This window comes from Vibrio sp. Sgm 5, assembly GCF_026241575.1.
Classification (GTDB): domain Bacteria; phylum Pseudomonadota; class Gammaproteobacteria; order Enterobacterales; family Vibrionaceae; genus Vibrio; species Vibrio jasicida.
The window spans coordinates 36,365-58,346 of record NZ_JAPHPY010000037.1 but is presented as its reverse complement, the minus strand read 5'-3'; the positions used below and the strand labels follow the sequence as shown (position 1 = coordinate 58,346).

Below are 21,982 nucleotides of genomic sequence, written 5' to 3'. Positions count from 1 at the left end.
TCTATCGGATTTTTACACACTGGTGGGATCGTTCAATTGATCAGTCTATTAATTTCTTAACTGATCGGCATTAGCTCGATAAAGCCGCTTTTCTCTATTGAGAAGGAGAGATTACTCTTCTGCTTCCGCCTCTTCCGTTTCATCTTTGCGAGTGTAGAAACGTGCGAAGAACAAGCCTACCTCAAACAGCAAACACATTGGGATTGCTAAAAGGGTTTGCGAGATCATATCCGGCGGCGTCAATAGCATGCCGACAATAAACGCACACACAATAATGTATGGACGCTTCTCTTTCAGATCTTGTGGTGTCGTTGCGCCTGTCCAACATAACAAGATAATCGCGACTGGTACTTCAAACGCAATACCAAACGCCATAAACAGCGCTAGTACAAAATCGAGGTAGCTCGAAATGTCGGTTGCAAACTCTACTCCACCCAATGAGATAGCAGTAAAAAAGCCAAACACCAACGGAAATACCACGAAGTACGCGAACGCCACACCGCAGTAAAACAGCAACGAGCTTGAGAACAACAATGGCATGATCAAACGACGTTCATGCTTGTACAACCCGGGCGCCACAAATGCCCAAACTTGGTACAAAATAAACGGCACCGCGACAAACACCGATGCGATAAGCGTTAGCTTCAGCGGTGTAAAGAAGGGTGAAGCCACATCGGTTGCGATCATCGTCGCACCTTCAGGTAAACGCTCTACCAAAGGTGCAGAAACAAATTCATAAATGTGGTTGGAGAAATAAATTAGCCCAACAAACACGACCAATACTGCGGCAATTGCTTTTAGCAGTCGATTGCGAAGTTCTAATAGATGACTAATTAAAGGTTGTGTCTGCTCGACGGTAGACATGGCAAACCTCTTTTTAAAAACCAGATCAAAAAGGAGCTACCAATATGTCTAGTAGCTCCTCCTAATGAGACTATTCGGCTTTCTTATCTGCCGCTGTAACCTTAATCTCTTCCGCTTTCTCAACGGTTTCAGTCGCTTTTGCAGCTTCTTGCGGCTCTGCGTCTGATTTGGTTGGTTCCGCGTAAGGGCGGTTTACAGATTGCGCGGCTTTCTTCAGTTCTTCAACAGAAGACTTTAGCTCAGGAGACAGATCATCCATCCCCATTTGCTCAGCTTTACGCAAGTTTTCTTGCAGTTCTTGGACTTTTAGCTCGTGTGACAATTCGTCTTTGACGCTATTTGCCATACTCTTCGCTGCTCCGACAAAACGAGAGACACTGCGGATGGCATGTGGCAAACGCTCGGGACCAAGAACAACCAGACCAACAACAGATATTAATACCAGTTCCCAAAAACCGATATCAAACACGTTTTACGCCTGCTCTTTGTCTTTTTTCGTTTCAGGAGCAGCTTCTTTCTTTTGCTGCTCTTCTAAACTTTTTGGCTCGAAGTCTGCGTCTTTGTCTTCTTTCTTCGCAGAATCATCTTCGCTCATCGCTTTCTTGAAGCCCTTAACGGCACCACCCAGATCGCCACCGATACCGCGCAGTTTCTTAGTTCCGAATAGCAATACAACAATTACAGCAATGATTAAAAGTTGCCAAACACTGATACCACCCATTCTTTTTACCTCGGGTCTTTAAACAAAATTATTTCAAGAGTTTAACGTCTATCGACGATAAGCTCGCCAACTAAGCAGCCAAAATGTGACACCTGCGATACCGCTGGCCATCGATAGCTGCTCATAAGCGTTATCCACCAATATTGCCGAGCATACGACTAAAGTGGCTCCAACACCAAATAAAAACTTTCCTGTCGCCTGCTGACGCTTGCTGTGACGGTAGCCTTGATAGAGCTGATCCATGCGTTGATTCATGGCTTTACCTTGTTTAAGGCTATCGTAAAGCAGCTCAGGCAGTTCCGGTAACTTCTCTGCCCAAAACGGCGCACGGTCTTTAATGGCATTCACTAAAGCTTGCGGACCGACTTGGTTCATCATCCATTCTTCAAGGAAAGGTTTCGCGGTCTCCCACAAATCTAGTTGCGGGTACAACTGGCGACCCAGTCCTTCGACGTACAACAGCGTTTTTTGTAGCAATACAAGCTGCGGCTGCACTTCCATATTGAATCGACGCGCAGTGTTGAACAGATTCAACAGTACGTGACCGAAAGAGATTTCACACAGTGGTTTAGCAAAGATTGGTTCACACACGATGCGAATCGCAAATTCAAATTCATCGACATTGGTATCGGCAGGTACCCACCCCGAATCAACGTGCAATTCCGCTACGCGGCGGTAATCACGATTGAAGAAAGCGAGGAAGTTTTCCGCCAGATAGCGTTTGTCTTCAGTGTTAAGTGTACCAACGATCCCGCAATCCAGCCCAATCCACATCGGATTATCGGGATGCTCCGGTTTAACAAACACGTTGCCCGGGTGCATGTCGGCATGGAAAAAGCTGTCTCGGAACACCTGAGTGAAGAATACACTCACACCGCGTTCCGCGAGCAATTTCATATTGGTGCCATTCGCTTCCAAGCCTTCAATATCAGAGACTTGGATGCCATATATTCGCTCAGAAACCATGACAGTTTCATTACTAAAGTCAGGAAAAACTTCTGGTACGTAAAGCTCTTCACTGCCTTCGAAGTTGCGACGCAGTTGAATCGCGTTCGCCGCTTCACGACGCAAATCGAGTTCATCAAGTAAGGTTTTTTCGTACTCGCGAACCACTTCAACTGGTTTCAAACGACGTGCTTCAGGCATCGCTCCGGCGACTATACGCGCCATTCGGTGCATCAGTTTTAGATCTGAATCAATGACCGGACGAATATCTGGACGGATGACCTTTAATACCACTTCTTGGTTAGTGTCTTTTAATCGCGCGGTATGCACCTGAGCAATCGACGCAGACGCTAACGGTTTGATATCAAATTCAGTAAACCAATTTTCTAATGGACCGCCCAGAGCGAGTTCCATTTGTTCTTTCGCTAACTGCCCATCAAATGGCGCAACTTGGTCTTGCAAAAGCGCAAGAGGATCAGCGATATGTGGAGGGAAAAGGTCACGGCGGGTCGACATCATCTGACCAAACTTAATCCAAACCGGACCTAGTTCTTGCAGAGCGAGACGAAGACGCTCACCTAACGGTTTCTCTGGGTGCTTGTTCTTAATCCAGAATAAGCTTTTGCGCATCAAAAGCGGCGCTTTGGTCAGTTGATGATCAGGCAACAACTCATCCAAGCCGTATTCCAGCTGAACTTTAATGATTTGATATAAGCGCTTTATTTCTGCTGGCGTCATGAGTTCTCCAGCGCAGGCTTATCCGAGTCGAACTTATTTAGTAGTACGTTTAGGCGCGCTTCGACACGAGAAGCTTGACTGCGAACGTCATCTACTTGGTCACAGAAGTGGGCGATTTCCAGCGGTGCTGGCGCCAATTTCCATTCTTCTGTTACCACTTGAGCAAGGTGGCGTTGGTGTTTTTCCGCTTGAGAAGCAAAGAAACCGCCGACGTTTTTGGTGCCTTGCACAAAGGTATGTGCCACGACATCCCCCGTCACTCGAGACAGCCACTCTTCAATATCTGGCTTGCAATCAACCATCAATTGAGAGAATTTCTGTGCAAGTTGGATGTCACCTTCAAGCTCAAGCTTATCTTGCTTAATAAGGCGAGTGATGTTGGCTTGATCGCGCAGCTCAGGAAGTACGCTTAGATTCAGCGACAGATAACAATCTGGCTGACCTTCGTAATTGCCCAAAACATCGATTTGCTGGCTGAAGATGAACGTCAGCGTCTTATTGATTTCTTTGAGGTGAATTTGAATCACCTGACCTTTAAGACGTGACAAACGACGATCCAATTCAGGATCGTCTTTAATCAGCGTATTTAGTGTCGTTTCAATAACGGCAGTGATAAGAGGTTCAAATGGCATACCGCTTATCCTTAGAATTTGTAGCCGCGGTGCAGCGCCACAATACCACCCGTTAGGTTGTAGTATTTGGTGTTTTCGAAGCCCGCTTCTTTCATCATGCCTTCCAGTGTTTCTTGGTCTGGGTGCATACGGATAGATTCTGCTAGGTAACGGTAGCTGTCTGCGTCATTTGCCACTAGCTCACCCATTTTTGGCAATAGGTGGAACGAGTACGCGTCGTACACTTTTGATAGTGGGTCTAGGATTGGTTTTGAGAACTCAAGTACCAACAAACGACCACCTGGCTTCAATACGCGGAACATAGAGCGCAGCGCTTTGTCTTTATCGGTGACGTTACGTAGACAGAAGCTGATAGTGATCACGTCAAAGTAATCATCTGGGAACGGCAGTTCTTCTGCGTTCGCTTGAACGTAATGCACGTTACCCACAATGCCGTTATCACGCAGTTTGTCACGACCGACATTCAGCATTGAGTTGTTGATGTCCGCTAGGATCACGTGACCTTGGTCGCCAACAATGCGTGAGAATTTCGCTGTTAAATCGCCTGTACCACCACCTAGATCGAGAACGCGTTGTCCCGGACGAGCGCCACTGCAATCAATAGTAAAACGCTTCCAAAGGCGGTGAACACCACCTGACATCAAGTCATTCATGATGTCGTATTTTGCTGCCACTGAGTGGAAAACTTCGGCAACTTTGGTCACTTTTTCGTCTTTTGCCACTGTGGTAAAACCAAAGTGGGTAGTGTCGTTATCTAACGCTGTATTTGATTGCACACTTGTGTCCGTCATTCTGATTCCTCTTGGGCAGCACTTTTTCACTTCGGGGCGGTTGATAACAAATAGGGTCGCCCACTGTACTGCGGGCGATTAGTTTACTTTATCCTCAGCCGGATGTCTTTCTACTAAAGAAGCATTTTCCGAAAATGACTCTGTCTGCGCCAACTGAGCAAGATCTGGCGAGATTGGACGTTTTACTTCTACTCCTAGTTGCTTAAAGCTTTCCGCTTGACGGATCACGTTGCCTCGCCCTGTTGCTAGCTTATTCATTGCGCCTTGGTACGTTTGGTTGGCTTTGTCTAGTGCACCGCCCAGCCCTTCCATATCATCAACAAACAAACGCAGTTTGTCGTACAATTTTGCCGCTCGTTCAGCGATCAACTGAGCGTTTTCATTTTGGCGTTCGTTACGCCACAAGTTATCTATCGTACGTAGCGCCACCAGCAAAGTGGTAGGGCTGACCAAAATAATGTTTTGCTCCATCGCGTCTTTGACCAAGCTCGGGTCAGCTTGTATCGCCACTTGAAATGCAGGTTCCACCGGAATAAACATCAGTACGTAGTCTAGGCTCTGAATGCCTTTTAGCTGATGGTAATCTTTAAGGCTCAAGCCTTTGATGTGCGCGCGCAGCGCGGCTAGGTGATCGCTCAGCGCCTGATCTCGTTGAATGTCGTTCTCTGCGTTGAAGTAGCGCTCGTACGCCACCAGCGCCATTTTCGAATCGACCACCACTTGTTTGTTTTGCGGTAAGTGAACTATCACATCCGGCTGATAGCGCTTGCCTGCTTCGTTTTGCAAGCTCACCTGAGTTTGGTACTCGTGCCCTTCACGCAAACCAGATTCTGCCAATACACGAGCCAGAACCACTTCACCCCAGTTGCCTTGCTGCTTGTTGTCACCTTTCAAAGCTTGAGTCAGATTGACCGCTTCTCGGGTCATATGCTCATTCAAACGTTGCAGGTTCTTCAACTCATGCACCAAGGTGTGACGCTCTTTGGCTTCTTGGCTAAAGCTGTCGTTGACTTGTTTCTTGAACCCTTCCAGTTGCTCTTTGAGTGGAGACAGCAAACCTTCCAAACTCTGACGGTTTTGCATGTCGACTTTGGCGGTTTTCTCTTCAAACAACTGATTCGCTAGGTGTTCAAATTGCTGCTTCAAACGCACTTCTGCTTGCTCAAGAATTTGCAGTTTTTCAGCATTGGCTTGGTTGATTTGTTCGTGTCGCGCTTGCTGCTCACCAAGCTGGGTTTCAAGACGCGATTTGTGTTCACGCATCTGTCCTAGCTCATCAAAATACTGCTGACGCTCTTGCTTCACCGCTTCGAAATAGCGCAGCTTTTCCATCGCGGCCATCAATTTACCGTGAGTTTGGCGCACTTCGAATGCTGCTTTGTCGCGCTCGTCATCAAGTTCATCGAGTTCTTGCTGCGCATCGGCGAGACTTTGCTTCACTTGTTCAAGTTGTTGTTGATGAAGTTGTTTTTCAGAAGAGAGTTGTTGTTCAAGCAGCTGGGTTTGAGTGGAAAAGCGTTGTTTAACCCACCAACCCACAGCAACACCGCTGATGGTCGCGGTAAAAAGAGAAGACAGAATGAGAGATTGATACTCAAGAATCCATTGCATAATAGCGAGTTAGCCTGTGTTTTTTATCTTTAATAATGGTATTTACATACTGGATAAATGTCCAGTTTGTTGGATGAAAAATCCTCGCATACACTAGGCGCTCCGTACAACATACTCACCCAAGCTCAAATCAGCATCAATGAGCAGCACTTCATCACACAGAGGTATCATGAACGAGCGTCGCGCCCTAGGATTTGGGCTATCAGCGGTATTACTTTGGTCAACAGTAGCGACCGCATTTAAATTGACTTTGGCGGAATTTACACCGATTCAGATGCTTACCATAGCGAGTATTGTTTCGGCTATCGCACTTATCACTGTGTGTGGTGCACAGGGCAAGCTCAACCAACTGGGTAACACATTTTTATCTAACCCTTGGTATTACCTATTGCTTGGTTTGATTAACCCACTGGCTTATTACCTGATCTTATTCAAAGCTTATGACTTGCTACCTGCGTCTCAAGCACAAGCAATTAACTACAGTTGGGCAATTACCCTTACCTTAATGGCGGCGGTTTTCTTGGGTCAGAAAATCCGAGGTAAAGACTGGATCGCTTGTGGTTTTAGTTACCTCGGCGTGATTGTGATTGCGACTAAAGGTAATGTGTTAGGAATGGATTTTGAAAGCCCACTGGGTGTTGGCTTGGCATTACTTTCGACCCTGCTTTGGGCAAGCTACTGGATTCTTAATACCAAAAACAAAGCCGACCCTGTGGTAGGTGTCTTACTTGGCTTCTTGGTTGCGATTCCATTTGCGATTGGTTTAAGTATTTATGAAGGCGCGAATTGGGGCCAAATCACAGCCAAAGGCTGGGCAGCAGTGACTTATGTCGGCTTGTTTGAAATGGGCATCACCTTTGTATTGTGGTTATCCGCACTCAAACTGACCGAAAATACCGCGCGTATCAGCAACCTAATTTTCGCTTCACCATTTATATCTTTAATGCTGCTTGCCACCATCATTGGCGAAGACATTCATCCATCCACTTTGATTGGCTTGGTATTGATCATCAGCGGCTTAGTCATTCAGCAAGTGAAGTTTGGCAGAAAGCAAAAAAAAGCGAATACTGCCCAGTAGCCACATCCGAAACCATTGCAAAAATGAGACGGGATTTATAAAAAAGAGAGCTAGCTAACAGTTTACTCGATTAATGAAGTGTTCCTTGCTTGGATTTGTTCGGGCTTTGGATACGATATAGCCAAAGCCCGATATGAACGTCTAATCAGATGTTAACAACACAAATCCAAGGGCGCTCAGGATGCTTTATTAACTATGTTTCGCTTCGCTATCTCTCCTGCATTGATGACAGACTGGAAACTCGCTCTGCAACAGTGCTGTGATGCCACTAAGGCGCACGGTCAGCTCTATAAATTTAGCTACACTCATCAATGGCGACTGAGTGAAGTCGCCACATCACCGCAGCAGCACCGCGAAATTGTAGCGATTTTAGATATCGCGACCGACCGATTCCAACCTGCTCACTTCGATGCTGAGCAAGTTTCCTTTGAGTCACAAACATTAAGCTACTGCCCTGTTTGGTTGCCCAACGGAAAATTGTTTGCAGCTCTGGCTTTGGTTCATCCAAACCAACAGAAGCAAACGGTGGCGGCTTGGTTAAGCGCCATCGCTGGACGAATTAGCTTTGACATAAGCCAAACCTACCTTAAAGAACAACAGCGCCATCAAGTTCAATTGCCAGAATCGCTGCCGACCCTGCAAGAGTTCATCGATTGTTTAGAAGATCATACGTGGATAAAGAGTACCGACGGTCGCTATGCCATGACCAATCGCAGCGTGGAAAACTCATGGCAAATGACCGGCAGCGACATTGTTGGTAAGAATGACTTTGAATTGTTCAGCAGCAAACGAGCTAAGAAGTTCATCGACACCGACCAATTAGTGATCGCGACAGGCAGCCAAAACACCGTTGAAGAATGCACCCTGATAGATGACAACAACAACCCCACTTGGCTTGAAACCATCAAATCGCCGATCCGAGATCACAGTGGTGAATTAATTGGTATTTTGGGGATGACAAGAAACGTCACACGCCGAAAAATGGTCGAAACTCAGCTCTCACTCGCATCGAAAATCTTCGACAACTCCCATGAAGGTATGGTGATTACTGACCGCAAAGCGAACATCCTCGATGTAAACAGTGCCTTTACTCATATTACAGGCTATGCAGCCGAAGAAGTGATTGGTAAGAACCCTAATATTCTGCGCTCAGGGCATCATGATGGAGCCTTTTACAAGACACTTTGGCACCAGTTGGAAACCAAAGGCCAATGGAAAGGCGAATTCATCAACCGCAAAAAAGATGGCAGCATTTACCCGCAATTAGCCACTATCAGTGCGGTGATGGACGATAAAAATCATCTGATAAACTACATCTGCGTGTTCGAAGACATCTCAGTACGTAAAGCGCACGAAGAAAAGCTGCAACGCATGGCATTTTATGACCCACTAACAAACCTTCCCAACCGAACACATCTGATTAGCCTTCTCGAGCAACACATTGAAAGTGGACAAAAGCACGACCACGCCTTTGCAACGTTATTCCTCGACATTGACCATTTCAAACACATCAACGACAGCATGGGGCACTTCTGTGGTGATCAATTACTAACGAAACTCGCAGAACGCTTTCAAGAAGTCCTACATTTGCGCGCGCACATTGCACGAATAGGCGGTGATGAGTTTGTCATCATATTGCCGAATATCGACTCTGAATCACAACTTATCAACACCATTGAAGACATTCTTAGCTTATTCAATCGACCTTTTGAAGTCAGTAAAAACGAAGCGTTACGCATCTCCACCAGCGTGGGCGTAGCACGTTACCCGCAAGATGGCCAAGACAGCGAAACCTTGTTGAAGAATGCAGACACCGCTATGTACTTGGCGAAGAAAAATGGTCGAAATGGCTACGCATTTTACTCTCCAGACTTAACAGATAAGTCGGTCACTCATGTCAGAATGCAATCGGCCTTGCATGAAGCCATCGAGAAAAACCAACTGCATTTGGCATACCAACCGCAGTACAACCTTAGTGAGAACGAGTTGGTTGGCGTCGAAGCATTACTGCGCTGGCAGCACCCAGAGCTTGGGGTTATTTCTCCGGCAGACTTCATTCCAATTGCAGAAAAAACAGGCCTTATTCAAAGCATTGGAAAATGGGTACTTGAACAAGCATGTTTACAAGGGCGAGCTTGGCTAGATAGCGGCATTGATTTTGGTAAGCTCGCGGTTAACGTATCGGCACTCCAACTTCAGCAATCCGATTTTATTACTAAGCTGGGCGTCATTCTTAAAGAGACAAAATTCCCAGCTCATCGTTTAGAGTTAGAAATCACCGAAAGCTTTTTATTAATAGATCCACAACAAGCGATCGCATCACTTAACTTACTACGCGAGCTAGGTATTGAGATTTCTTTGGATGACTTTGGTACTGGTTATTCGTCATTGTCGTACTTGAAAGGCTTACCAATCAATAAGCTGAAAATCGACCGTTCTTTTGTTAGCGATCTACCAAGCAACACCGACAGCAACGCGATTGTGAATGCCATCATCGCCATGGGCCAAACCCTATCACTTAAGGTAGTCGCGGAAGGCATCGAAACCGACGAACAAGCACAATACCTATATGAGCACGGCTGTATCTACGGACAGGGCTTCCGTTTTAGCGCCCCAGTTCGCGCCGAGAAGTTGTTCAAATAAAAAGACCGAGCATTTGCTCGGCCTTTTTCAATTCTTTTACTTAGCTAGTTACACCCACTGCCCTGCGACAAAGCCGCTCGACCAACACCATTGGAAGTTATAACCACCTAACCAGCCGGTTACGTCCATCACTTCACCGATGAAGTACAAGCCTTTGATGTTCTTACATTCCATGGTTTTTGAAGACAGGTGATCAGTATCTACGCCGCCTAGGGTCACTTCTGCAGTGCGGTAACCTTCCGTACCGTTTGGTGCTACTGCCCAGCTCTCTAAACGCTCAACGATGGTCGTCATCTCTTTCTGGTTGAACTGCTTAAGTGGTTTGTCTGCTAATTCTTTACGTTCAATCAACACTTCAACCAAACGCTTTGGTAGCACTTTTGCTAGCGTGTTCTTTAGGGATTGGTTCGGATGCTTCTCGCGACTGCGTTCTAGTAGTTCAGCGATGTCGTCGTTTGGAACGAGGTTAATCGTCACCTTTTGACCCGCTCTCCAGAACGAAGAGATTTGTAGTACCGAAGGGCCCGACAAGCCACGGTGAGTAAACAGCAACGCTTCTTTGAACATCGTGCCATCTTGCGCGGTGATTTCTGCTGGAATCGCAATGCCCGATAGCTCAGCAAAATCTTCTTTGTCTTCTTTATGCAGCGTAAACGGTACTAGACCTGCCGTAGTCGTAATCACCGGAAGCTCAAACTGCTCAGCAATCTTGTAGCCAAATGGCGTCGCACCAAGCTTGGGCATCGACAGACCGCCGGTAGCCACCACCAAAGATTCACACTCGATGTTTTCAGTACCGGCATGCAGACGAAAGCCCGCGTCGGTTTTCTCAATTGAATGTACATCACATTGGTAACGTTGTTGGATGTTTGGCATATCGCATTCTGCTAGCAGCATCTTAACAATGTCTTTTGCAGTAAATGCATCAACACAGAATAACTGTCCATGATCGCGCTCTTCAAACTCAATGCCATGCTTGCTGACCATCGAGATAAAGTCCCAGTTGGTGTACTGCGATAGCGCCGATTTCACGAAATGTGGGTTTTGACATAAGTAGTTGCTCGCTGAGACGTCGTAGTTAGTGAAGTTACAACGACCACCTCCTGAGATAAGGATTTTACGTCCTGGCTTTTTTGCATGATCCAGCACGAGCACACTACGTCCGCGTTTGCCGGCTTCTGCCGCACACATCAAACCTGCCGCACCTGCGCCAATTACAACAACATCAAATTTCTTACTCATTGGTAACGCTCAATTACTTATTTAAATTGGTTTATACCCAAGTAACCTCGAGATGCTTGGTTCAGCGAGGGTGACTTGGTTTGTAAACGCGGCGGCGATTTAAAGGTTTAGTGGGTCTAAATCAAAAATCGACAACAAAGTATACAAACCAAGGCAACTCGCCCTTCGGGAGCGTGTCATTGACCCGATTTCTACGTCAAACAACTTGGAAAGAGCTGGCTATTACGCTGCGTTGTTTTCCTTGAAGTCAAATCAATGACAATGCTCTGAACTCTGCATCTTGAAGTCACTTGGGTATATAAGTCCACAAATAAAAAAGGATGTGCTCATTGCACATCCTTGCTTTCTGCGGGCGCTATTCTAACGACAAATGTCGAATGGGAAAAGCGCTTAAATTCCAAGCACTGCTTGATGACCTAGAGAATAAAGGCCCCCAGTAGGGTCACACCGAGTAAAGCGGTCGATAAAATGAATAATCCGCGAACCCTTTCACACTTGCCAGTAAAGACTTCGTCATGATGATGGTCGTACTCTTTACTTTTTATGTAATGGAACAACCTCACTTGTTTAGTGACATTGCCATGGGTGGTGAAAAATCCATTGCCATCCACCTGCTGATAAAGCAAAGGATGCGCTTCACGCATGATGTAAATAAGAGAACGAAGAGCGGTGAGATAACGGACCATATTAACTCCCGTCACCACCATTAGCGCAAATAAGATTGTGTCTCCACTGATCATCTTTTCCTCCCTACATCTTCAATGATGCTCAAGAGAAAAAGACGATCAATGCTTCGTCCTTTACCCGCTACTTAGCGCGTTGAGAACGCGTTATGCAGCTGGAGCATCCATAATTGAAGATGAACCTTCTTTTGCCATTTGTGCCAGATCTTTGTCAATGAAGAACAATGCTTTGCCGTCTTCACCTACCAATTCGATCTTATCTAAAATCCCTTTAAACAACTTCTCTTCTTCGTGCTGTTCAGCCACGTACCACTGCAGGAAGTTAAACGTTGAGTAGTCTTGGCTTGTAAATGCAACATGCGCCAATTTGTTGATTCTTTCCGTGATCATTTGCTCATGTTCGTAGGTTTCACGGAAAACATCGCCTAGGCTTGCGAAATCATGCTTAGGAGCTTCAATTGCACCTAGGATTGGCATTGAGCCGGTTTCGCTTACATAAGTGAAAAGACGTTGCATGTGCTCCATTTCTTCTACGGCGTGTGCACGTAAAAATTCAGCCGCACCTTCAAAACCTTTGTCTTCACACCAAGCACTCATTTGTAAGTATAGATTGGATGAGAAAAATTCTAGGTTAATTTGCTCATTCAATTGTTCAACCATAGTTTGAGACAGCATGTTAACTCCTATTAATGTGCATGCAATATACCCAAGTAACCTCGAGCTGAGCAGGCTCAGCGAGGATGATTGGTCTAAAGTCACTTGGGTATAACCCACTATAACATGATTACTGAGGCAAGAGTTTGTACCCACGATATTGATATGAGATCACTTCAGCAAAATTATCTGACACTTAGTGCTAATCTGACACTATGACCTTATCAAGGAGATATCAATATGAGTTATAAACACATACTTGTGGCAGTCGACCTTTCAGACGACAGTAAAGTATTGATTAAGAAAGCCGTATCACTGGCTAAGCCTCTTGATGCGAAAGTCTCTTTCATTCATATCGATGTGAATTACGCCGAGCTTTACACGGGTCTTATCGATATCAATATGGCCGAGGCACAACATCAAGCGATGGAAGCATCCCGTACACAGCTGGCCAATTTTGAAGAGTTCGCAGAATATCCAATTACACATACTTTAGTGGGTAGTGGGGATCTGAATAATGAGCTGTGCGATACCATTCAAGACTACAACATCGATTTGGTCGTTTGTGGTCATCACCAAGACTTCTGGAGCAAGATTCTGTCCTCGACGCGTCAACTTATTAACTGCTCGCCTGTCGATATGCTGGTCGTACCGCTAAAAGACTAATTTGGATTGGCGCAACGATAAAACTTGGTTAGACTGCGGGCACCTTTGTTGTTGATAAAGATTCTCATCTATTATGGCTTATCTATCCGCAGTTACCCTACTTTGGGCATTCTCATTTAGCCTGATCGGCGTTTACCTTGCCGGTCAGGTCGATTCTTGGTTTTCTGTCTTCATGCGTGTCGCACTGGCGAGCGTCGTGTTCATACCTTTCTTAAAATTCCGTGGCGTAAGCAAATCTCTGATCGCGAAATTGATGATCGTTGGTGGCTTCCAACTCGGGTTAATGTATTGCTTCTACTACCAATCTTTCTTACTCCTTTCTGTACCAGAAGTGCTGTTGTTCACCGTATTTACCCCTATTTACGTCACCTTGATTTATGACTTTTTGAAAGGCCGTTTCTCGCCTTGGTATTTGGTCACAGCAGCAATTGCAGTACTGGGCGCTGCGTGGATTAAATTTGCAGGCATCAATGAGAACTTCTTGATCGGCTTCTTGGTCGTACAGGGCGCCAATTTGTGCTTTGCTATTGGCCAGGTAGGTTATAAATACATTATGGAAACCGAACCTGTGGAATTGCCACAGCACACAGTATTTGGTTACTTCTATTTAGGGGCATTGTGCGTAGCGACCGTCGCCTTTGCTTTGATGGGTAACTTAGACAAGATGCCGACAACAGCAACGCAATGGGGCATTTTGACTTACCTTGGTTTGATTGCATCAGGCTTTGGTTACTTTGCGTGGAACAAAGGGGCAACCATGGTCAACGCAGGTGCGCTTGCGGTAATGAACAATGCGTTAGTTCCAGCAGGTTTGATAGTGAACATTGTCATTTGGAACCGTGATGTTGATGTAATGCGACTCGCCATTGGCGGCGCGATCATCATGCTGTCGCTGTGGATTAACGAGACTTGGGTGAAGAAGCGCGTAGAGATGAGTTACGCCAATAAGTAACACATCGATCCCAACAAACATTCCAACAAATAAAAAACGCTCTCCAACTGGAGAGCGTTTTTTATTTGTTGATTCGATTAATGCATTTTGGCTTGCGAGCTTGCACTCATCAACGCAGTGGATGGCGTTGGTAACAATACTTCTAGTTTGGCATTACGCGCTTCAAGCTTGCGCTGACGTTTGAGCAATTTTTGCTGCTTTTTGGCTAACTTAAGCAACTTCTTTTGCTGCTTATAGTGTTTCTTAACCGCTTTCTTCGCCTTTTTCAGCGCTTTTTTATCTGACAAATCAAACATAGCTGGCGTCTCTAGCTGGGTAGTTGCGGCTGCTACTTTCGCTGCCAATTTTTTCTCTTTAACTCGTTCCACTACGCGCTTAACGATCGCCGCTTTTTCAATATTTTGCTCAGCCGTCATCATAATAGGTGCCTCTTGAGCAAGAGAATGACTTGGCAACGCTTCTGCCAATAACCCACAAGCTTGTTGTTCGACAATTGGTTTATCTTGGCAACTCTGAGGAGGAATCGCAGCAGGCTTACACAAAGAATCTTTTGATGCAGAAGAGCGGGCACAAGAACGACAAACGAATTTAGGCGCAACCACCAAGCGGTGAATATCACCCAAACTCTCAGCGATTTGCTTTCGGCTCATCTTACATAAACGTTTCGCCATGCTACTACTCCAGCTATCTAGTTTCTGACTATCAGCGACTGCATCAAACAAAGTGTAATAATAATAATTCTTAGTTAGATATACAGTCAGAGTGCCGAATTAGCAAGAGAAAAGTATCAATAAGCTGAGCAAACGCCAGATACAAATACAGCGCCAAATCGGGCGCTGTAAGAAGAAGTTTTTTATTGTCAGTCGTTTAGTTGAATTACGCCATAGACGCCTTCACATAGACATCGAAACGATTCTTTTTAGTCTCAATCGCCATGCTTGGTTTTTGTTCATCTAACCAGTTGGCGTAATCAGGGCGCTTCACCACCACACGTTTGCTCGCCAATGCCATTGCTGGTGCCAGCAAGCCATCTGCATCAAGGTCGGCACCCACCAACGATTGAAACACACGCATCTCTTTCTTCACGAGTGCCGATTTCTTTTTGTTCTCAGGATGAGGGTACATTGGATCAAGGTAGACTACATCTGGCTGCACGAAGTCTTTGTCTTGCGCTAATTGGTCGAGGGCGTCATGACTAGAAGCGTGGATCAGCGACATACGCTCTGACACCCAAGCACCAATTTCTGGATCGTGCTTCGCGCGAGCCAAACCATCATCCAGCAACGCTGCTACGACAGGGTGACGTTCCACCATTTGGACTTTGCAACCTAATGACGCCAAAACGAATGCATCACGACCCAAGCCGGCCGTGCCATCTAGAATGGTTGGTGTTGCTCCTTTATTTAGACCCGCCGCTTTTGCGATCGCTTGCCCTTTACCGCCACCGAACTTACGGCGATGCCCCACTGCACCACCAATCAAATCAACAAAGATCGCACCCAGCTTTGGCTCGTCCACTTTACGTAGCTCTAAACGATCTGTCGTTAGAACTAAAGCAAAGTCACTGTCGTCTGTGTGAGAAAGCTGCCAACGCGCAGCGAGTTCATCAAGGTGAGACTGTTGAGATGGGTCTTCACAAATCAATTGCAGTTGCAAAAGGAGGCTCCAGTAAAAATCGGTTTAACTGGCGCTGAGTGTATACCCAACCCGCCTCCAATTGCTAGGTTGAGGACAATCTAGGTAGAGAATAGTGTCGTCCGTTTAAAGTGGTTGAAGTGCTTCGACCAATTCAGCCAATGGCTGAGGGTGACCAATCGCATAGCCTTGTCCGTAATCCACACCCAGTGCTTTTAAGTGTTCGGTAATTTGGTCGTTTTCCACAAACTCAGCAACTGTGACCTTACCTAATTGCTTCGCAAGGTCGTTAATCGAGCGCACCATGACACGATCCATTTCGTTCGTGTTGATATCTCGCACGAAAAGGCCATCAATTTTCACGATATCGACAGGAAGTTGCTTCAAGTAGCCAAAAGAAGACAGACCAGAACCAAAATCGTCCAATGCAATCAAGCATCCCAACGCTTTAACCCGAGTGAAGAAGCCAAGCGCTTGGTCAATATTGCTCATCGCAGCGGTCTCGGTGATCTCTAAACAAATCTTCTCACAAGGAATAGAAGACAGCTGCAAACGCTCCAATAAGAAGTCGATAAACTCTTGATTACCCATCGATTGGCCGGACAAGTTAATCGCGCAGCGACCGAGCTTTTCCACCACCTCGGGACGCGCTTCAAACCACTCAAGTGTTTGGGTGATAACTTGCTTATCAATCCAGTGCGCGATGTTGTAGCGCTCTGAAGCTGGCATAAAAATACCTGGAGACAAGTAGTTGCCTTGAGCATCACGGATACGTACTAGAATCTCAAAGCACAGCGGCGAACCTTCACCACGCAAATTCAGTATTTGTTGAGCAAACAATTCCAAACGCTTATTCGACAATGCCTCATGCACTAAGTTAACGCTCTGCATTTCGAGCTGGCGACGCTGCAGCTCTTCATTGTCTAAACTGAACAGGTTATAGCGATTACGACCCTGCTCTTTGGCGACGTGACACGCAGAGTCTGCCTGAGCGTGAACCATTTGTGGTGTCTCGGCGGTGTGGTCAATAATACGAATGCCCACCGAGCAACTCATGAACAAACGCGTGTCTTCCCAACGAAATAGCTGCTCGCTTAATGTTGAGATAATGTGTTTAGCAACGCTGATCGCGCCATATTCATCGCAATCCTTGAGCAATACGGCAAATTCATCACCACCCATGCGCGCAAGCACCGCGTTATGAGGCAGCACTTCTTCAAGCATGCTAGCGCAAAACTGAATGGCCGCATCGCCTGCGTCATGTCCCACCGTATCGTTCAAGACTTTTAACTGATCGAGGTCGAGATAAAGCATGGCATGCACACGACGATGGCTTTCCACTTCTCGTAACGCTGTTTGCAGTTCGAGTTCAAAATAGTTGCGGTTGTAGGTATCGGTCAGCAGATCGTAACTTGCTTGATATTCCAGTTGTTTAGCAAGCTTTTTGGTTTCCGTGATGTCTTCACCGACGATCAGCAATTGGTCAGAATCCCTCAATGGACGGATATTTTCACGAACCCAAACAGAATGACCATCGGCATGACGATACTCAATTTCACGACGCCAAACCCCATGCATCACTTGCTGTGGTTGAAGTAGCACTTGGCGGGGGTACAGTGCTTTTTCGTCAGAGTAGAATGCACACAAGTGATGACCCAGCATATCCAACGGTTGATAACCTAAAAGCTGCTGAGCAAAGCGGTTCACCTCTTGAATCCGATTATTATTATCTAATGTCACCATCATCACAGGTTGCTGTTCGTAGTAACTACGCAAGCTCGACTCACGCTGATAAAGCTTGTCTTCCATTGCTTTTCGGCTAGTGATATCACGCGCTTCAAACAAGTATTGTTCTTGGTCACCCACTTGTTGAGAAAACGGCTTTAACGACACTTCCAGTACCATCGCGCCATGTTCTGTGCTCCAAATTTCAGCTTCAAAGGTCGCCACATTACGATTCTGAGACTGAAAATAGTTGGCGAGCAACTGACGTGCTTCTTCACTCCAGTGTTTATGATGCCAAAGTGGACGATCGAGACGTATATCCTGATGATAAAGCAAAGACTGCAGACGATCGTTGCCCGAGTTGAGCAAACCATGGTGGTCGAGAATCCCCATATACTGCATGCTCTGGTCGAATACCGACTCCAAAATCGCTTGGCTTTCACGGGCAATGCTCTCGCTACGGCGAATACGCTGCAAGTAGTAACTCAGCAGCACAATCACCATCACCATCACCATCACCATGACGATAAATAGGCTACCAAACAATTTGATCTCTTTTGCATAGCGCTCTGTAAATTCTGCGGGCTTATTGAAGAACACCGACGATGCCTCTTGTTCAGCCCCCAATCCCCAGCGAACGACCGATTGGTAATCGAGTTTAATGTCCGATTCCGCGCGCACTACCGCTGGCAACGGCTGCGTTGGGTTACCCAGCACATAGGCCAATAACTTTGCCGCCTCAAAACCTTGACGATAACCACTTTGAATCACACCACCCACAGCACCATGACCCAACCCAATATCGTGCACCATAAATAAAGGCGCGTTCGATGCTTGATTGATGTCTCGCCAATCTTTGTCCGTGGCAACATTGCCATCAATATCGCGGTAGTAAGTCCAAAATAGCACCACATTCTCAATGTTCAGTCGCGAAACTTCCTGTTTCAACATATCGACATTGTCAGGAACAAGATGACGAACTTTGTCGCGATATTGCGGGTTTTTATCAAGAAATTCTTCTATTTGAGCTCGAAGCGCTAATCCAGTGACCGAATGGTCACTAACGACAAGAATCTGCTTATGCTTTGGGTGTAATCGCTCGATAAGCGTAAGGTTGGCAAGCAAATCAATATCTTCGATCACGCCTGTGGCTTTTAGTCCCTGATGCAAAGTAGGAATGTAATTGTTGATGCCACTAAAAATGACTGGCGTATTTTGCAATACATCTGACAAACGCTGCATCAGAGCAAGTGCATTGTTATCACTGACGACAATCGCATCGAAATGCTCTTCGCTCAGCTTGGTGCGATAAAGTGATTCGAGTTGATTGAAGAACTGCTGGCTTTGGCTGCGCTTAGAGTCAAGGTACAAAACTCGAATATCGAGTGGGTGATCTTCAAGTTGCTGGGCAAAACCGCGCTGAACAGAGTCGGTCCAAAAGAAACCTTGGTGGTAGGAATGTACAACAAGTACTTTTTGCTCTTGCGCCGATACGATCGCACTGAACAATATCGCGATAAAAAACAGAAAAAGTGGCACATCAACTCCATGACATCAGAGCTACCTCGCGGTTATCCCTGCTAAAACCTTGTGAATCCGGCCCGCTGTGCGTATAAAATGAATTTTACACCTCATACCCAACGGAAAACATTGTATGAATGCGACGCTGCCGAAACTCGACGATCTTGATCGTGCCATTCTAAAAACGCTGATGGCCGATGCTCGAACGCCTTATGCAGAAATGGCAAAACAATTTGATGTTAGCCCTGCAACGATCCACGTTCGTATCGAGAAAATGAAAGCGGCGGACATCATCGAAGGTACTGAGGTGATCGTCAACACCAAAAAGCTAGGATATGACGTATGTTGCTTTATTGGCATTAATCTCAATGCCGCACGTGACTATCACTCTGCGTTGGAAAAACTCAACGCCCTCGATGAAGTGGTGGAAGCTTACTACACCACGGGCGCGTATAACATATTCGTCAAATTGATGTGCAAATCGATTGAAGAACTGCAGTTTGTATTGATTGATAAGCTGCAGGCTATTGATGAAGTCCAATCTACAGAAACCCTGATTTCGCTGCAAAACCCAATTAATCGCAACGTAAATCCGTAAGACGCTGAATCCATAAGATAAAAACCGAATCAAAAAATAAAAAGGGCAGCCACTTGGCTGCCCTTTTTCATTCTCAATCGAGATTATGCTGCGATACCGGAATGACGCAGTAGTGCATCGATTTCTGGCTCACGACCTCGGAAGCGTTTAAATAGCTCCATTGGCTCTTCACTGCCACCCATTTCTAAGATGTTGTTCAGGAAGCTCATACCCGTTTCTTTGTTGAAGATACCTTCTTCTTCGAAACGAGAGAACGCGTCTGAAGACAATACTTCTGCCCATAGGTAGCTGTAGTAACCCGCGCTATAACCACCAGCAAAAATATGACCAAAGCTGTGTGAGAATCGAGCCCACTCAACCGCAGGCAGTACCGCAACTTTCTGCTTCACATCTGCCAAGGTTTCAAGAACGCGAGCACCCACTTCTGGGTCGTACTCTGTGTGCAGAGTGAAATCGAATAAGCCGAATTCAAGTTGACGTAGGATGCCCATCGCCGACTGGAAGTTCTTCGCCGCAAGCATCTTATCTAACATCGCTTTTGGTAGAGGCTCGCCAGTCTCGTAGTGGCCAGAAATGAACGCCAGCGCATCTTCTTCCCAACACCAGTTTTCTAAGAACTGACTTGGTAGCTCAACCGCATCCCAAGGCACACCATTGATACCCGATACCGCGCCTGTTTCTACTTGCGTCAGCATGTGATGGATGCCGTGACCGAACTCGTGGAACAGAGTCACCACTTCATCGTGCGTAAACAGCGCTGGCTTATCACCTACAGGGCGGTTGAAGTTACACGTTAGGTAAGCAACCGGCGTTTGTAGCTCGCCAGATAGCGTCACTCGACGACCACGACAGTCATCCATCCATGCGCCGCCACGCTTGTGCTCACGTGCGTAAAGGTCTAGGTAGAAACTGCCTCGTAATGTGCCTTCACTATCAAAGATATCGAAAAAGCGCACTGACTCGTGCCAAGTGTCCACACCTTCGCGCTCAGTCACAGTCATACCGAATACGCGGTTTAGCACTTCAAACAAACCACTTACTGCCTTTGATTCAGGGAAGTAAGGGCGCAGTTCTTCATCCGAGATTTGGAACAAGTGCTGCTTTTGCTTCTCGCTGTAATAGGCAATGTCCCATACGTTTAGCTCAGTCACACCGAATTCACTCTCAGCAAACTGACGCAATTCTTCCACTTCATGTTCGCCTTGTGGCTTCGCTTTGGTCGCTAAATCGTTTAGGAAGCCAAGTACCTGCGAAGGATTCTCGGCCATTTTGGTTGCCAGTGACTTTTCGCTGTAAGTGTTGAAACCCAACATGCGAGAGATTTCATGACGCAGTTTTAGCTGCTCTGTGATGATTTCTGAGTTGTCCCATTTGCCTGCGTTAGGGCCACGATCAGAAGCGCGCGTTACGTACGCTTCGTACAACTCTCGACGTAGTTCTTGGTTGTCACAGTACGTCATGACTGGCAGGTAAGAAGGGATATCTAAAGTAATTAGGTAGCCGTCGAGCTCTTTCGCTTCTGCTGCGGCTTTCGCTGCAGCAAGCGCTGACTCTGGCATACCCGCAAGATCTTTTTCGTCGGCAACGTGCTTAGTCCATCCCATGGTGGCATCCAGCACATTGTTAGAGAATTTTGAGCTCAACTCAGACATACGCTTGCTAATTTCACCGTAGCGATGTTGCTCGTCTGATGGTAAACCGATGCCTGAAAGCTCGAAGTCACGCAGTGAATCAGAAATAGTCTTCTGCTGTGCACGCGTCAGCGTCGTGTACTCTTCACTTGCTTTGATCGCTTTATACGCTTCGTACAGACCTTTGTGCTGACCAACCCAAGTGCCGTATTCAGACAAAATTGGGAGACAACTTTCATACGCTTCACGTAACGCTTCACTGTTTACGACCGAGTTCATATGGCCGACAGGGGACCAAACACGACTCAAACGATCATCAGCTTCTTCAATAGGAGCAATAACACTTACCCAGCTTGGGTTGGCGTTGTCTTTCAGTACCTCGTCAATCTTGGCACGACAATCCGCAATCACCTGCTCGACTGCAGGTTTAATATGTTCTGGTTTGATTTGCGAAAACGGAGGAAGATCCGTAAACGTAAGAAGTGGATTAGACATGAATAATTCCTTTTGTGTTTTGGCTCTGTAATTGCCTATTCGTATTTGCATAAAAATAAGCGCACCCAATGCACAGGCAAGCCAACAACATGGATGGGGGGATTTCCGTTCCCTTTCTCTATGCTGCGATGACCGAAGGGGCCAAAGAGAGCTTACT

The 21,982-nt window shown here is 46.3% G+C and carries 19 protein-coding genes; 5 read left to right on the top strand and 14 right to left on the bottom strand.

The annotated features are described in order from the left end of the window. Positions 1-111 precede the first annotated feature (111 nt). From tatC to rmuC, 7 genes are all read right to left on the bottom strand, one after another. On the bottom strand, positions 112-864 hold the full coding sequence (gene tatC / locus OQJ86_RS18660; RefSeq protein WP_038870004.1) for a twin-arginine translocase subunit TatC: 753 nt from the start codon (positions 862-864) through the stop codon (positions 112-114). Between the two features lie 70 nt (positions 865-934). Continuing rightward, complete coding sequence (gene tatB, locus OQJ86_RS18655; protein ID WP_038870003.1) at positions 935-1,333, bottom strand: Sec-independent protein translocase protein TatB; 399 nt, start codon at positions 1,331-1,333, stop codon at positions 935-937. A gap of 3 nt (positions 1,334-1,336) precedes the next feature. Further along, on the bottom strand, positions 1,337-1,585 hold the full coding sequence (gene tatA / locus OQJ86_RS18650) for a Sec-independent protein translocase subunit TatA (protein ID WP_038870001.1): 249 nt from the start codon (positions 1,583-1,585) through the stop codon (positions 1,337-1,339). A gap of 48 nt (positions 1,586-1,633) precedes the next feature. Next, on the bottom strand, positions 1,634-3,268 hold the full coding sequence (gene ubiB / locus OQJ86_RS18645) for a ubiquinone biosynthesis regulatory protein kinase UbiB (RefSeq protein WP_039975930.1): 1,635 nt from the start codon (positions 3,266-3,268) through the stop codon (positions 1,634-1,636). Then, complete coding sequence (locus tag OQJ86_RS18640; protein WP_038869999.1) at positions 3,265-3,900, bottom strand: ubiquinone biosynthesis accessory factor UbiJ; 636 nt, start codon at positions 3,898-3,900, stop codon at positions 3,265-3,267. Before OQJ86_RS18640 ends, ubiB begins: the two co-directional genes overlap by 4 nt. Before the next feature lie 11 nt (positions 3,901-3,911). Beyond that, positions 3,912-4,691, bottom strand: a complete 780-nt coding sequence (gene ubiE / locus OQJ86_RS18635; protein ID WP_038869997.1) for a bifunctional demethylmenaquinone methyltransferase/2-methoxy-6-polyprenyl-1,4-benzoquinol methylase UbiE — start codon at positions 4,689-4,691, stop codon at positions 3,912-3,914. Positions 4,692-4,769: 78 nt separating this feature from the next. Then, positions 4,770-6,302, bottom strand: coding sequence for a DNA recombination protein RmuC (gene rmuC / locus OQJ86_RS18630; RefSeq protein WP_265989113.1), 1,533 nt, complete (start codon positions 6,300-6,302; stop codon positions 4,770-4,772). A 169-nt stretch (positions 6,303-6,471) separates the two neighbouring features. On the opposite strand from rmuC, the gene OQJ86_RS18625 reads away from it, so the two are divergent. After that, positions 6,472-7,380, top strand: coding sequence for a DMT family transporter (locus tag OQJ86_RS18625; protein ID WP_038869987.1), 909 nt, complete (start codon positions 6,472-6,474; stop codon positions 7,378-7,380). A gap of 195 nt (positions 7,381-7,575) precedes the next feature. After that, positions 7,576-10,023 (top strand): GGDEF and EAL domain-containing protein, encoded by a 2,448-nt coding sequence (locus OQJ86_RS18620; protein ID WP_265989110.1) that lies wholly within the window; start codon positions 7,576-7,578, stop codon positions 10,021-10,023. Between the two features lie 48 nt (positions 10,024-10,071). On the opposite strand, the gene OQJ86_RS18615 is transcribed toward OQJ86_RS18620, so the two are convergent. The 3 genes from OQJ86_RS18615 to ftnA form a co-directional block, all read right to left on the bottom strand. Then, entirely contained in the window at positions 10,072-11,265 is a 1,194-nt protein-coding gene (locus OQJ86_RS18615; RefSeq protein WP_265989108.1) for an NAD(P)/FAD-dependent oxidoreductase, read from the bottom strand. Positions 11,266-11,681: 416 nt separating this feature from the next. Next, positions 11,682-12,005 carry a universal stress protein UspB gene (gene uspB, locus OQJ86_RS18610; protein ID WP_038869975.1) on the bottom strand — a complete coding sequence of 108 codons (324 nt, stop codon included), beginning with the start codon at positions 12,003-12,005 and terminating at the stop codon, positions 11,682-11,684. A 90-nt stretch (positions 12,006-12,095) separates the two neighbouring features. After that, positions 12,096-12,623, bottom strand: coding sequence for a non-heme ferritin (gene ftnA / locus OQJ86_RS18605; protein ID WP_038869973.1), 528 nt, complete (start codon positions 12,621-12,623; stop codon positions 12,096-12,098). 219 nt (positions 12,624-12,842) lie between these two features. Between ftnA and uspA the strand changes: the two genes are divergently transcribed. Further along, complete coding sequence (uspA, locus tag OQJ86_RS18600) at positions 12,843-13,268, top strand: universal stress protein UspA (protein WP_038869971.1); 426 nt, start codon at positions 12,843-12,845, stop codon at positions 13,266-13,268. A 73-nt stretch (positions 13,269-13,341) separates the two neighbouring features. Beyond that, a complete protein-coding gene (locus tag OQJ86_RS18595; protein WP_038869969.1) occupies positions 13,342-14,220 on the top strand; it encodes a carboxylate/amino acid/amine transporter in 879 nt (292 codons plus the stop codon). A gap of 77 nt (positions 14,221-14,297) precedes the next feature. Here the strand turns inward: OQJ86_RS18595 and OQJ86_RS18590 are convergent, their stop codons facing one another. From OQJ86_RS18590 to OQJ86_RS18580, 3 genes are all read right to left on the bottom strand, one after another. Then, positions 14,298-14,891, bottom strand: a complete 594-nt coding sequence (locus tag OQJ86_RS18590; protein WP_038869967.1) for a hypothetical protein — start codon at positions 14,889-14,891, stop codon at positions 14,298-14,300. Positions 14,892-15,096: 205 nt separating this feature from the next. Then, on the bottom strand, positions 15,097-15,876 hold the full coding sequence (locus OQJ86_RS18585) for a class I SAM-dependent methyltransferase (RefSeq protein ID WP_038869965.1): 780 nt from the start codon (positions 15,874-15,876) through the stop codon (positions 15,097-15,099). A 105-nt stretch (positions 15,877-15,981) separates the two neighbouring features. After that, positions 15,982-19,119 (bottom strand): EAL domain-containing protein, encoded by a 3,138-nt coding sequence (locus OQJ86_RS18580; RefSeq protein ID WP_265989096.1) that lies wholly within the window; start codon positions 19,117-19,119, stop codon positions 15,982-15,984. A 115-nt stretch (positions 19,120-19,234) separates the two neighbouring features. On the opposite strand from OQJ86_RS18580, the gene asnC reads away from it, so the two are divergent. Beyond that, positions 19,235-19,699: a transcriptional regulator AsnC gene (gene asnC / locus OQJ86_RS18575; RefSeq protein WP_038869962.1), complete on the top strand. Its 465-nt coding sequence runs from the start codon at positions 19,235-19,237 to the stop codon at positions 19,697-19,699. A gap of 83 nt (positions 19,700-19,782) precedes the next feature. Here asnC and prlC read toward each other — a convergent pair whose 3' ends face one another. Then, positions 19,783-21,825 carry an oligopeptidase A gene (gene prlC, locus OQJ86_RS18570; RefSeq protein WP_265989094.1) on the bottom strand — a complete coding sequence of 681 codons (2,043 nt, stop codon included), beginning with the start codon at positions 21,823-21,825 and terminating at the stop codon, positions 19,783-19,785. Positions 21,826-21,982 lie beyond the last annotated feature (157 nt).

Coding starts and splice junctions, on each gene's coding strand:
- tatC (WP_038870004.1), bottom strand. CDS start 864: ATGTCTACCGTCGAGCAGACACAACCTTTAATTAGTCATCTATTAGAA.
- tatA (WP_038870001.1), bottom strand. CDS start 1,585: ATGGGTGGTATCAGTGTTTGGCAACTTTTAATCATTGCTGTAATTGTT.
- ubiB (WP_039975930.1), bottom strand. CDS start 3,268: ATGACGCCAGCAGAAATAAAGCGCTTATATCAAATCATTAAAGTTCAG.
- OQJ86_RS18640 (WP_038869999.1), bottom strand. CDS start 3,900: ATGCCATTTGAACCTCTTATCACTGCCGTTATTGAAACGACACTAAAT.
- ubiE (WP_038869997.1), bottom strand. CDS start 4,691: ATGACGGACACAAGTGTGCAATCAAATACAGCGTTAGATAACGACACT.
- rmuC (WP_265989113.1), bottom strand. CDS start 6,302: ATGCAATGGATTCTTGAGTATCAATCTCTCATTCTGTCTTCTCTTTTT.
- OQJ86_RS18625 (WP_038869987.1), top strand. CDS start 6,472: ATGAACGAGCGTCGCGCCCTAGGATTTGGGCTATCAGCGGTATTACTT.
- OQJ86_RS18620 (WP_265989110.1), top strand. CDS start 7,576: ATGTTTCGCTTCGCTATCTCTCCTGCATTGATGACAGACTGGAAACTC.
- OQJ86_RS18615 (WP_265989108.1), bottom strand. CDS start 11,265: ATGAGTAAGAAATTTGATGTTGTTGTAATTGGCGCAGGTGCGGCAGGT.
- uspB (WP_038869975.1), bottom strand. CDS start 12,005: ATGATCAGTGGAGACACAATCTTATTTGCGCTAATGGTGGTGACGGGA.
- ftnA (WP_038869973.1), bottom strand. CDS start 12,623: ATGCTGTCTCAAACTATGGTTGAACAATTGAATGAGCAAATTAACCTA.
- uspA (WP_038869971.1), top strand. CDS start 12,843: ATGAGTTATAAACACATACTTGTGGCAGTCGACCTTTCAGACGACAGT.
- OQJ86_RS18595 (WP_038869969.1), top strand. CDS start 13,342: ATGGCTTATCTATCCGCAGTTACCCTACTTTGGGCATTCTCATTTAGC.
- OQJ86_RS18590 (WP_038869967.1), bottom strand. CDS start 14,891: ATGGCGAAACGTTTATGTAAGATGAGCCGAAAGCAAATCGCTGAGAGT.
- asnC (WP_038869962.1), top strand. CDS start 19,235: ATGAATGCGACGCTGCCGAAACTCGACGATCTTGATCGTGCCATTCTA.
- prlC (WP_265989094.1), bottom strand. CDS start 21,825: ATGTCTAATCCACTTCTTACGTTTACGGATCTTCCTCCGTTTTCGCAA.